Origin of the sequence: Branchiibius sp. NY16-3462-2 (assembly GCF_001594145.1) — a bacterium.
In the GTDB taxonomy this organism is placed as follows: domain Bacteria; phylum Actinomycetota; class Actinomycetes; order Actinomycetales; family Dermatophilaceae; genus Branchiibius.
In genome coordinates, this window is record NZ_LVCF01000001.1 from 431,337 (window position 1) to 443,065 (window position 11,729).

The window sequence follows — 11,729 nt, forward strand, 5'->3', positions numbered from 1 at the left end:
TCACAGGGTGAACCCCCCATCGGCGTGCAGGACACTGCCGTGCAGGGCAGGCCCGCTGAAGCAGGCGGTCTCCACCAGGGCGGCGACCTCTTCGGGGGTCAGGGCGGCGCCGGTGGTCTGCGCCTCGGCCAGCGGGGATGTGTCGGGCAGCCCGTAGATCCGCGCGGTCTCGGCCAGCATGCGGGTGTCCATCGAGCCGGGCGACACGGCGACCGCGGTGACTCCGGTCCCTTTCAGATCAGCGGCCAGCCCTCGCACCAGGCCGAGCACCGCGTGCTTGACCGTGCAGTAGGCCGACAGGTGCCACAAGCCGCGATGGGCCGCCGCGGACGCGATGGCCACGAACGCAGCGTCGTGACCCTCCTGGGCGGCGGCCAGCAGGTGTGGCACGGTCACGGCAGCTGTGGCCCATACGGTGCGAACATCGTTGTGCCACAGCCGCTCCAGAACCTCGGGATCGGTCTCCCAGAGCGGCTGGCCGCCTTCGATCGTCGCTGCCGCAGCGACCACGGCGACCAGCGGTCCGTGCTGGCCGACCGCCCTCTCGACGATGTCGTGCAACTCCCCCTGCTGCGCGGCATCGATCTGCGCGATGCTGACGTCCTGCGAAACCTGTTGCAGTGCCATCAGATCCGCCGGTGATGCTCTGGGGTAGTCGACCGGTGCCACGACGTGTTCAGCTGCGTCGACGGCAACGACATGCAGTCCGCGGTCCACTAGTCGCCGGGTCACTGCGGCACCGAGACCGCGGGCGGCTCCGGTCACGACCGCCGTCGTCACGACACACCTACCGGACACGCCCGCAACTGGCCGTGCTCGTCAACGTCAGGTCGGCGTACGCGCTCCAGGACGTCGGCGACGGCAGCGCCCAGCAGGGCGACGCCTTCCTCGCCACTCGCTCCGACCGGGTCACCGAGCACACCTGACGGGGTCACGGCCTTCAACCCGCCGGCCCGCAGCCGGTCCATCAGCTCGGCCACCGGGGTGAGGACACCCGGTGTCGCGAGGTCCATCCGCACCGCGCCCGGTTGCAACGCAAGCATCATGCTGGTCTCGGCCCGGCCGGCGTGGGCATCCGCGTGCGGGAGAACCACCGGCACCCACGCCACGGCCCGGCCCTCGTACCGCAACCGCTCCACCGCGCGGACGATCGGAACGCCGTTGCCGCCGTGCGCGTTCACGAAGATCACCGAACCCGCCCACCGGCAGGCGGATCGGCCCAGCTCGAGCAGCAGCAGGGATAACGCATCCTGGCCGATCGAGACCGTGCCGTCGAAACCCTCGTGCTCCCCTGACGCGCCGTACGCGACCGCGGGGGCGACACTCACCGGCCGACCCTCTGCCTGCAGCGCCGCGGCGACCCGCGCGGTCACCGCCTGGGCGATGACCCCGTCGGTGCCCAACGGCAGGTGCGGGCCGTGCTGCTCGACCGATCCGACAGGGACCAGCAGCATCGGGGCACCCTGTGCGGTGACCTCGGGTGAGTGCGCGACGCACAACGACGGCACGGCGGAGCCAGGCATCACCGCTGGACGCTGCCCATTCCGGCCAGCGGGTTCTCATCGCACGAGCGGGACGGCGGACGGCGCTGCAGGGTCAACGGCACCGGTTGGTTGCGCACCGGGCCGGAGTGCGAGTGATCCTGCGACGGGGAGGGCCGGTTGGCCGGGTCCACGCCCTGCAGCGGAATGGCACCGTTGCCCTTGACGCACTCCGGGTCCGGGCCGTCCAACGGCAGACCGGTGAAGAACTTCGCGGCCATGCAGCCACCCCGGCAGGAGTCGTACGCCGAGCACATGGTGCACGCACCACCGCTCTGGGGTTCACGCAACTGCTTGAAGAGTGCCGAATCCTGCCACACCGCAGCGAAACCCGCGTCCCGGATACTGCCGGCCTTGAACCGGTCGTGGATGGCGAACGGGCACGCGTAGACCTCCCCCACGGGATCCACCAGACACACCACGCGGCCGGCGCCACACAGATTCAGACCGGGCAACGCCTCGCCGTACGCCGACAAATGGAAGAACGAGTCCCCGGTGAGCACGTTCTCACCGTTGGCGACCAACCAGTCGTAAAGCTCGCGCTGCTGCTCCGGCAGCGGGTGCAGTTCGCCCCACGTGTCGGCGCCGCGGCCGGCGGGGCGCAGCCGGGTCAGGCGCAACTGGGCGCCGTACCGATCGGCCAGTGCCTTGAAGGTGTCCAGCTGCCCGATGTTGTGCCGGGTGCAGACCACGGAGATCTTGGTGTCCTTCATGCCGGCGTCGGCCAGGTGGCCGAGAGCCTCGAGCGCCTTGTCGTAGGTGCCGCGGCCCCGGACGGCGTCGTTGACCTCGGCGGTGGCGCCGTCGAGGGAGATCTGCACATCCAGGTAGCCCGTCGAGGCGATCCACTTCGCGCGGGCCGCGTCGATGCGAAAACCGTTGGTGGAGAACTTGACTCCGACCTGGTGGTTCACGGCGTACTCGACGATCTGCCAGAAGTCGGAACGCACGGTGGGTTCTCCACCACCGATGTTGACGTAGAAGATCTGCATCCGCTGGAACTCATCGATCAGGCGCAGGCATTCGTCGGTCGTGAGCTCGCGGGGGTCGCGGCGACCGGAGGAGGACAGGCAGTGCACGCACGCCAGGTTGCAGGCGTAGGTCAGTTCCCAGGTCAGGCAGATCGGGGCGTCCAGCCCGTGTTCGAACTGATCGACCAACCGGCCGGGTGCGGGAGGAGATTCGAGGATGGTCATGCGGCGACTCCTTCGGAGGTCAACATGCCGCTACCGGCGAGGCGGCGCAGCGCAGTCAGGTACAGGTCCCACTGCTCGGGCGGAACGCTTGCGCTCTCCAGCGCGGCCTGGACGTCAGCGCTGGCGTCGAGCGCACGGACGACACGCACCAGCTGCGGTGTCTTGAGGAAGCTGAGCCGCCGCGTGGTGAAGTCGTAGGCCAGTGCCCCGAAGGGTTCGGGCCGCAGGGCCACCGTGGCGCTCAGACGCCAGCGCTCGTGCAGCATCAGTACACGCCGCACATTCCGTCGATGGAAACGTCCTCGATCAACGCGTCCTCGACGTCCTCCTGGACGTTCACCGGGGTCTCCGGCACTTCGGTCGGGTCCAGCTCAGCCATGATGGCGTCCTTTCCTTGGGTGCTCTCACGCTAGGCAGCACGCACGCCGCTCGGCACCGGCTGGCAGGCCAGTTCCACCTACCCGTTCGTAGAGGAAACCGGCTGTGGCACAGCGCCATCCGCGACCTTGTCGCACGCCACCTACCCGAACGGACAGGTAGGGGCGCCGCACCCGGGCAGGTATCACCCGCATGCCCGGAGGGTCTTTGCATCCTGGTCTGTTCCACCCCGGCCACGGCTACCTAGCGTGCGGAGTTGTCACCATCCACTACGGACGAATGCCCGTCTCGACGAGGAGGCCCACGGTGCAGGTCGAAGAACTGCTCAAACCGTTCCCCATCAAGGAGTTCCACCCCTTCCCCCGCGCCCTCATGGGTCCGGGTTCGCATGAGCTGATCGGCCCGGAGGCCCTCAAGCTCGGCTTCAAGAAGACCCTGGTCATGACCTCGGGTCTGCGCGGCACCGACATCGTCCACAAGATCGTGGAGTCGATGAAGTATCACGGCCTCGAGGTCGTGGTCTACGACAAGGTGGAGTCCAACCCCAAGGACTACAACGTCATGGACGCCGTCGCGCTCTACCAGGAGAACAAGTGCGACTCGTTCGTCTCCATCGGCGGCGGCTCGTCGCACGACGCGTGCAAAGGCGCCCGCATCTCGGTCGCGCACGACGGACGCAACGTCAACGAGTTCGAGGGCTTCAACATGTCCGAGAACCCGAAGAACCCACCGCACATCGCCGTATCCACCACTGCAGGAACGGGTTCGGAGACCTCCTGGGCGTACGTCATCACCGACACGACCACTGACCCGGACAACCCGCACAAGTACGTCGCGTTCGACGACGCGTCGGTGACCTCGCTGGCGATCGACGACCCGGTGCTCTACTACGACTGCCCGATCGACTACACCGCCCAGTGCGGCTTCGACGTGCTCGCGCACGCCAGTGAGCCCTACGTGTCCCGGTTGAACTTCGCACCGTCGCTGGGCAACGCGCTCTACGCCGTCAAGCTCACCAACGACAACCTGCGCGCCGCCACCTGGAACGGTCAGGACCTGGCCGGCCGCGAGGGCATGATGTACGCGCAGTACATCGCGGCCCAGGCGTTCAACTCCGGCGGCTTGGGCATCATCCACTCCATCTCGCACGCGGTGAGCGCGTTCTACGACACCCACCACGGCCTGAACAACGCGATAGCGCTGCCCCGGGTCTGGGCGTTCAACATGTCCGCCAACTTCAAGCGGTACGCCGAGTTGGCACCGGCCATGGGCGTGGACACCCACGGGATGACCGACGTGCAGGCCGCCGACGCCGCCCTTGCTGCCGCGATCCGGCTGCTGCGGGACGTGAACATCACCGAGAAGTTCACCGACGTCACGGAGTTGAGCTACTCCAAGAACCGGTTGGGCAAAGGCCCCACGAAGTTCTACGAGAACGCTCCGGTGATCAAGGGCGACGCCGCGGACGTGGACCGCATCACCAACCACGTCCTGGGCGACGCATGTACGCCGGGCAACGCCCGCGAGTGCACCTTCGACACGGTGCGGCCCGTCGTGGATCACTGCATGAACGGTGATCTGGACGACCTGCTCACGTGAGATCCCGCGGTGGGCCGACGTTCGCATGCGCCGGCCCACCGCTGCCCGCACCATCCCCCGTCAGCGCCGATCAGGAGGAGCCGTGAGCGTCGCAATGCGCGAGACCGACACCAGCACAGAGGAATTCGAAGACGTTCAGGACACCAAGGACCGCCTCGCCGACGTCGGCTATCTCGCCGATGACCAGTTGGCGACGACGGTCTTCTTGCAGAGCCGCCTGGAGAAGCCTCTTCTGGTCGAAGGCCCGGCCGGCGTCGGGAAGACCCAGCTCGCGTCGTCGTTGGCGGAAGCCACCGGCCGGCGTCTGTTGCGGCTGCAGTGCTACGAGGGCCAGGACGAGACCAAGGCCCTCTACGAATGGGACTACGGCAAGCAACTGCTCTACACCCAGATCCTGCGCGAGAAGATCGGCCAACTGGTGGCCGACACCGACACCATCTCGGAGGCGGTCGACCGGATCGCCGCCCAGGACAGCGTCTTCTTCTCCTCCCGCTTCCTGGCGCACCGGCCGCTGCTGGAGGCGCTGGTCTCTCCGCAGCCCTGCGTCCTGCTGGTGGATGAGATCGACCGTGCCGACGAGGCCCTGGAAGCCGTGCTGTTGGAACTGCTCGCCGAATACCAGATCTCCATTCCTGAGATCGGCACGGTGGAGGCCACGCACATCCCGCTGGTGATCCTCACCTCGAACAACACCCGCGATCTGTCCGCGGCTCTCAAGCGGCGGTGCCTGCATCTGTTCGCGGACTATCCGGCCGCCGACCGGGAGCTGGAGATCATCCGTTCCAAGGACACCGGATTGTCGGATGCGCTGGCCGCCCAACTGGTCCAGGTGGTCCGGGGCCTGCGTTCCTTGGACCTGCGCAAGGCGCCCAGCATCTCCGAGACGATCGACTGGGCCCGCACCCTTGCAGTCCTCGGCGCTAGCGGGCTGACCGCCGCCGTACTTTCCGACACGCTGTCGGTCGTCGTGAAATACGACCGGGACGTCAAGGTGGCGCGGGCTGCGCTGCCGCGCCTGATCGATCCCAATGCCGAAGTACCACAGGAGGTTCCGGGTCATGGCCATGGGCACGGTCATGGCCACGGCCACGGGCATGACCACCACCATGAGGAGCCGCAGGCGGAACCGGACGGGGCCGCCGTACGTCGCGCCAAGGACGCTCCCGGTCGGCACGACGAGGGGTACTACGGCGGGGTGAAGCCGCCCGGGAAGGCCGCACCCAAAACGGCCAGCGACACCGCTCGTTCGGCGCGCAAACGCGCCCTGTGATCTGACATGGAAGGTGCCGTCCACCGGTTCGTCCGGCTCCTGCGCCTGTTCGGGGTGCGCATCAGCGTCTCCGAGACGCTCGATGCGATCACCGCGGTCGGTCAGCCCGGTGTGCTGGCCGACCGCGAGGTGACCCGCAGCGCGCTGCGCGGCACTCTGATCAAGGACCGCCGCGACCTGGAGACCTTCGAACGCGTCTTCGACGCCTTCTTCGCGCTGCGTCCGGTCTTCGAGGAGTCGGAGGAGCACGGCCACGCGCACGATGACCTCTCCGACACCGGCGACGTGGAGGCGTTCACGTTGTCCGACTCCCCCGGCGACAATCCCGAGCAGGGGCACTCGCACGGCAAGCCGGACGACATCCGGGACTTCTTCAACCCCGAGGACCTGGCGCAGCAGTACAACCTGCACCAGGAGGCGAACAAGGTGGACCTGGCGGCCAGCACCCAGGAGGTCGTGCTGTCCAACCAGCCGGGCACGCTGCAGGAGGAGGCGGCTCGTCTGCAGTTGTCCACCTCACGGCTGCACAATCCCGGGATGCCCGGCGCGCTGAGCAACAAGGCCGGTCTCGAACTGGACACCGAGTTGTCCGTGGCCCAGGAGATGGCGCTGCTCGGCTGGTTGGGTGAGGCTGACGATCTGGATACCGCTGGCGACCAGGAGGATCCGGCCGACCTCAAGCGGATGCGCGAACAACTGGCCCCCCTGCTGGAGGCACTGCCGGAGAGTCTGCGTCGCCACCTACAGCAATTGCTCGACGGCGCGGCCGAGGTCGAATTGCGCGAGTACGAAGCGGCGCAGGCCGAAACCATCGACGAATCAGAGCGATTCACCATGGAGCTCGCGATCCGTCGGATCCTGCACAGCCTCCATGGGTCACCGCGACCGCGCCGAGCGGTGTCGACCCGTGGCACGGTCGACGGCCGACGCACCATGCGGGCCAGCATGCGCTACGACGGGATCCCCTTCCGGCCCGTCACGGTAGCCAAGGTGCCCGATCGGCCGCGGCTCGTCGTACTCGTCGATGCGTCCTTGTCGGTGCGGGCGACCGCGCGGTTCACCCTGCACCTGGTGCACTCCTTGCAGAGCCTGGCCACCTCGGTGCGCACGTTCGTCTTCGTGGACCGGGTCGTCGAAGTGACGGACCTGTTCGCCGACCACCGCATCGACGAAGCACTGTCGCTGATCATGGCCGGTCTGCCCGCCGGCGGTCTGATCGACGTGGACGCCGACTCTGACTACGGCACCTCCTTCGAGGAGTTCCTGGAGGAGTACGGCTCGGCCCTGACCCGGCGCAGCACGCTGATGGTCCTGGGCGACGGCCGCGGCAACGGCCACGATCCGGGGATCAATGCCTTCGAGGAGATGGCCCGTCGCGCCCGGCACACCATCTGGCTGACCCCGGAACCACGCTTCTCCTGGGGCCTCGGCCGGTGCGATCTGCCGCTCTACGCGGAGTTCTGTGACCGGGTCCAGGTGGTGCGTGGACTCACCGGCCTGGAGGACCTGTCGCACACCATGGCGGTGGCTCCCCGATGACCCCGGCAGTCCAGACACCGATCGACCCGTTCGGGCCGCTGGTCGACGGTAGCTACCAGGATCAGCTGGTCACCGTGACCCGGCAGAACTGTGGTCGCCCGGCTGGCGGCACACTGGTCGCCCTGACTGCCCACTTCGAGGTCTCCGCGCGTGGTCAGCACCTCTGGGTGCGGCATTGCCTGCGGGACGACGAGATCGACGAAGACCTGACCGGCCTGCTGCAGAACCAGCTGTTCGAGCCAGGGTGGGTGCGTGGCGGCGACCTGTTCGAGCGGCTCTTCACCGGCGTGGTGCGCAGCGTTGATCCTGACCCGCTGAGGGCCTGGGAACTCTACTACCGCAACACGATCCGCCGTATCGATGCCCTGCTGGCTGCGCCGCACCTGCTCGGACGTCCCCGGGGTGGGATCGCCGATTTCGTGCCCGTCTACCACTACGCACTCCAGCGCATCGTCGGCCGCGAGGTGGTGGAGGCGGGTGCCTGTTTCGGTTTCCTGTCGTTGCTCGCGGCCCGCCGGGGCCTACAAGTGACCGCAGGAGACCTGTCCCCGGGGACGGTCCGGTTGCTCGACGCGATGGCCGGGCGACTGGGGGTGCCGCTGGACACCTTTTGCGCGGATGCCGCCGCGCTGCCCTTCGAGGATGACAGCGCCGACACGGTCCTGTTGATCCATCTGCTGGAGCACCTCGACGACGAGCACGGCGCGCGGGCCATCGCAGAGGCGCTACGTGTGGCCCGCCAACGGGTCGTGGTCGCCGTTCCCTTCGAGGAAGAACCGGATGAGGCGTTCGGTCACCTGCGGACGCTGAGTCTTGTGGACCTGCACGGTTGGGGAGAACGGACGGGGTGCCCGTTCCGCACCCACGAATTCCACGGCGGCTGGCTCATCATCGACCAGCCCGATCGTGGCCGGCAACAACCTAGATGACGCCGAGTTTGCTTGCGGCGTAGACGGCTTCGGCCCTCCGGGACACTCCCAGCTTGCGCAGGATGTTGCCGACGTGGAATTTCGCGGTGGTCTCGGAGATGAACAGCCGCCCGCCGATGTCCTTGTTGGACAGTCCGTGTGCCAACAGCACCAGGACCTCCCGCTCCCGCTCGGTCAGTTCGTGCTTCTGCTCGGGGCTGGGCGCGTTCAGTCCGCGGACCATCGCAGCCGCGCTATGCGCATCGAAGGCGCTCTCCCCGCGGTTCACGTCCCGGATCGCTCGCACCAGCGCCGAGGTGTCGACATCCTTGACCACATAGCCGCGCGCGCCCGCACGGACTGCCTGCAGGACCAGTGCATCGTCGAGGAAGGTGGTGAGCACCAGCACACCGACCTCCGGGTGCTCGTCGGCCAGTTGCCGGCACAGGTCGAGACCTTCGGCGTCAGAGGCGGTCGAGAGTTTGAGATCGAGTACGACGACCGCGGGCCGGGCGCGCGCCACCACGACCATCGCCTCGGCTGCCGTCGCTGCCTCGGCGACGATCCGGAAGTCCGGTTCGCGTTCGAGGATCGAGCGGACACCCTGCCGGACGATCGCATGGTCATCGACCAGGACGATGTCGACGGTCGCCAGCGTCGTTCCACTCGTTGGGTCCAATCCGGCCATCACGCAGTCCTTTCCGCGGCCGGCGCAGGTTGCGCCGGATTCCGTAACAGTTGTCCGACCAGCCCGGTCTCGCTCTTCCCGCGCACCGGCAGGGGCAGCTTCAGCTCCACCCGTACCCCACCGATGCGTGCCCGGCGGAAACCGATCGCACCACCGAGCCGGGTCATCCGTTCTTGCATGTTGGCCAGCCCCCGATGGCGACCGTCCCCGGCGCTGCGCGCCGACACCCGCAGATGCTGCCGCAGCGCCAGGGGATCACCGGTGCCGTTGTCGGCGATGGTCACGATCAGGAGCTTGGGCCGGTAGCGCACCCGGACGACGACCCGGGTCGCCGCGGCGTGCACCGCGGCGTTGAACAGCGCCTCACCGACCGCGCGGGTCAGCTCGTGGTGCACGTCCTCGGCCAGCTCGACGGCGTCACCCTCGACTCGCAGCGCCGTCTCGAAGGAGCCGGTGTGCTGGTCCAGCAGGGCATCGAGTAACTCAGGCAACGTCCGCACAGTGTCCGAATGTGGTTGGTGCAGAGCGTAAATCGCCTGCCGCAACTGCTCCACCGCGCTGGCGGACAAGTCCCTCGCCACGGCTAGCTGGTCCTGGATCGGCGAGGCTGACTCTCCCAGCTCCTGCGCATCGCGACGTGCCAACTCGACGGCCATCCCCACGGACAGCACCTGTTGGCTGACCGTGTCATGCAACTCCCGGGCGATCCGGTGCCGCTCCTCGTCGACCAGCTGCCGCTGCCCGGCGACGACCAATTGACGCTCGGCGACGTGCAGCGCAGCGGTGCGTTCGGCGAGGAACCGGGCCTGGATCGCGGTCTGGTCGTTCAGTTGCTGCGCCCGCCGGTGCAGCGCCAGTCCGGCCTGGTACTGCTCGGAGGTGTGCAGCGAGACCGCCGCCTGGCTGGCCAGGATGCGCAGCACGGCAAGGTCCTCCCCCACGTCACCACCGGCGTGCCGGTGATAGACCGAGAGGCCACCGATCGGCGTACCTTCCAGGGTCATCGCCACCCGCACCCAGCGCGCCGTCCCGACGCGCTGCGGACCTGCGGCCTGATCACCCGCAGCCAGCCGCTGCACTTCCTCCCGGATCGGGTCGGGAAGGTCGAGGGCGGTGCTGACCGTCCGCCCCGCGGCGTCGTGCACGATCAGGCGCGGCCGGCTGCCCGGCAGGGCGCCGTCAGCGAGCGCGAGGACCGCCCACTCGGCGGACCAGTGCTCGCGAGCAGCCCGGACGACCTCCTCCAGCAACCCGCGCGGACCCTCCACGGTGCGCACCAGGGCACGGGAGATGGAGTCCATCGCCGTGACGGCGCGCGCCAGGCGTTCGTCAGAACGCTGCAACTCCCGGTAGTAGGACCGTTTGCCCGACCGCACACCGGTGAGCGACTCCAGGTCACGCGGCTGCGGGGCACTCACAAGGCCGCCTCGAACAGCGCTGCGAGATCGTCCTCATCGGCAGGGCGCGGATTGGTGGTCAGGCAGGCGTCGTCCAGCGCGTTGCGCGCCAGCAGCCGGCAGTTCTCCTGTGTCACACCCAGGACCTTCAGCCCGCTGGGGACCCCGACCTGGTCGGCGAGCACCCGGATCCGGTCGGCCAGCCAATCCGCGGCCACGGACGAATCCGCCTCTGCCGCAGGCAATCCGAATGCGTGCGCCAGGGGCAGGAACCGCTCGGGAGCCGTTGCGGCGTTGAAACGTACGACGTGTGGCAGCAGCACCCCGTTGATCACGCCGTGTGGCGCATCCAGCAGACCCCCGACCTGGTGGCTCATCGCGTGCGTCGCACCGAGGATCGCGTTGCTGAACGCCAGGCCGGCCGACAGGCTCGCCTCGGCCATCCCGCGGCGCGCATCGAGGTCGTCGGGCCGGTCCATGGTGTCGCGCAGATGCTGGCCGACCAGTCCGACCGCCGACACTGCATGCAGGTCCGCCAGCGGATTGTGAGCGAGGGAGACGAACGATTCGATGCCGTGCGTCAGAGCATCCAAACCCGTCGCGGCGTTGAGCCATTCGGGCATTGTCTGCAGCAGTCGTGGATCGGTGATCGACAGGTCCGGCACCAGCGCCCGGCCCATCACGGTGATCTTCACCGAGCGTTCGGTGTCGGTGACGATGCAGAACTGCGAGACGTCCGCGCCCGTGCCGGACGTGCTCGGGATCATCATCAGCGGTGGGATCGGGTTGGTCATCTGGTCCACCCCGCGGTAGTCCAGGATGTCGCCGCCGTTGCCCGCCAGGATCGCCACTCCCTTGGCAGCGTCCATGACCGAGCCCCCGCCGATGGCGACGATCACGTCGGCGCCGCGATCGACGTACGCCGCGTGCGCCGCCCGGATCTCGTGGTCCTTGGGGTTGGGGGTCACCTGCGTCCACACGCTCGCCCGCAGGCCCGCATCAGCCAGATGCTCCAGGAGTTCGGCGGTCCAGCCCGCCTCCACGATCCCAGGATCGGTCACGACGAAGGGTTGGCGCGCCCCGAGCCGAGCGGCCGCGAAACCGGCCTCGGCCAACGAGCCGGGGCCGAACACGATCTCCGGCGCATGGAATTTCGACAACGACACGAGCGGGGCGCTCCCTGGGTGCGCGACAACGGGCAACAATGTGACGT

Annotated in this window: 12 protein-coding genes; 4 read left to right on the top strand and 8 right to left on the bottom strand. The window is 68.2% G+C overall.

The features are described 5' to 3' along the window. The 5 genes from AZH51_RS02090 to mftA are packed head-to-tail and all read right to left on the bottom strand — an operon-like array spanning window position 1 to window position 3,116. Window positions 1–780, bottom strand: a complete 780-nt coding sequence (locus AZH51_RS02090; RefSeq protein WP_291520813.1) for a mycofactocin-coupled SDR family oxidoreductase — start codon at window positions 778–780, stop codon at window positions 1–3. Then, window positions 777–1,523 (bottom strand): mycofactocin biosynthesis peptidyl-dipeptidase MftE, encoded by a 747-nt coding sequence (gene mftE / locus AZH51_RS02095; RefSeq protein WP_291521313.1) that lies wholly within the window; start codon window positions 1,521–1,523, stop codon window positions 777–779. The genes AZH51_RS02090 and mftE overlap by 4 nt, the downstream gene beginning before the upstream one ends. Next, the gene (gene mftC / locus AZH51_RS02100; RefSeq protein ID WP_291520815.1) at window positions 1,523–2,737 is read right to left on the bottom strand and encodes a mycofactocin radical SAM maturase; all 1,215 of its coding nucleotides are present in this window, start codon (window positions 2,735–2,737) and stop codon (window positions 1,523–1,525) included. Before mftC ends, mftE begins: the two co-directional genes overlap by 1 nt. Next, window positions 2,734–3,018, bottom strand: a complete 285-nt coding sequence (gene mftB / locus AZH51_RS02105) for a mycofactocin biosynthesis chaperone MftB (protein ID WP_291520818.1) — start codon at window positions 3,016–3,018, stop codon at window positions 2,734–2,736. The genes mftC and mftB overlap by 4 nt, the downstream gene beginning before the upstream one ends. Next, a complete protein-coding gene (mftA, locus tag AZH51_RS02110) occupies window positions 3,003–3,116 on the bottom strand; it encodes a mycofactocin precursor MftA (RefSeq protein WP_291520820.1) in 114 nt (37 codons plus the stop codon). The genes mftB and mftA overlap by 16 nt, the downstream gene beginning before the upstream one ends. Before the next feature lie 305 nt (window positions 3,117–3,421). Between mftA and mdo the strand changes: the two genes are divergently transcribed. From mdo to mftM, 4 genes are all read left to right on the top strand, one after another. Then, window positions 3,422–4,714: an NDMA-dependent methanol dehydrogenase gene (gene mdo / locus AZH51_RS02115; RefSeq protein ID WP_291520822.1), complete on the top strand. Its 1,293-nt coding sequence runs from the start codon at window positions 3,422–3,424 to the stop codon at window positions 4,712–4,714. A gap of 82 nt (window positions 4,715–4,796) precedes the next feature. Continuing rightward, window positions 4,797–5,984: a MoxR family ATPase gene (locus AZH51_RS02120; RefSeq protein WP_291520824.1), complete on the top strand. Its 1,188-nt coding sequence runs from the start codon at window positions 4,797–4,799 to the stop codon at window positions 5,982–5,984. A gap of 6 nt (window positions 5,985–5,990) precedes the next feature. After that, window positions 5,991–7,523, top strand: a complete 1,533-nt coding sequence (locus AZH51_RS02125) for a VWA domain-containing protein (RefSeq protein ID WP_291520826.1) — start codon at window positions 5,991–5,993, stop codon at window positions 7,521–7,523. Beyond that, window positions 7,520–8,452 carry a mycofactocin oligosaccharide methyltransferase MftM gene (gene mftM, locus AZH51_RS02130; protein WP_291520828.1) on the top strand — a complete coding sequence of 311 codons (933 nt, stop codon included), beginning with the start codon at window positions 7,520–7,522 and terminating at the stop codon, window positions 8,450–8,452. The genes AZH51_RS02125 and mftM overlap by 4 nt, the downstream gene beginning before the upstream one ends. On the opposite strand, the gene AZH51_RS02135 is transcribed toward mftM, so the two are convergent. From AZH51_RS02135 to AZH51_RS02145, 3 genes are read right to left on the bottom strand one after another with little or no spacing between them, the layout of a single operon-like run. After that, on the bottom strand, window positions 8,445–9,119 hold the full coding sequence (locus tag AZH51_RS02135) for a response regulator transcription factor (protein WP_291520830.1): 675 nt from the start codon (window positions 9,117–9,119) through the stop codon (window positions 8,445–8,447). The genes mftM and AZH51_RS02135 overlap by 8 nt on opposite strands. Next, the gene (locus AZH51_RS02140) at window positions 9,119–10,537 is read right to left on the bottom strand and encodes a histidine kinase (RefSeq protein WP_291520832.1); all 1,419 of its coding nucleotides are present in this window, start codon (window positions 10,535–10,537) and stop codon (window positions 9,119–9,121) included. The genes AZH51_RS02135 and AZH51_RS02140 overlap by 1 nt, the downstream gene beginning before the upstream one ends. Further along, entirely contained in the window at window positions 10,534–11,682 is a 1,149-nt protein-coding gene (locus AZH51_RS02145; RefSeq protein ID WP_291520834.1) for an iron-containing alcohol dehydrogenase, read from the bottom strand. Before AZH51_RS02145 ends, AZH51_RS02140 begins: the two co-directional genes overlap by 4 nt. Window positions 11,683–11,729: the final 47 nt, after the last annotated feature.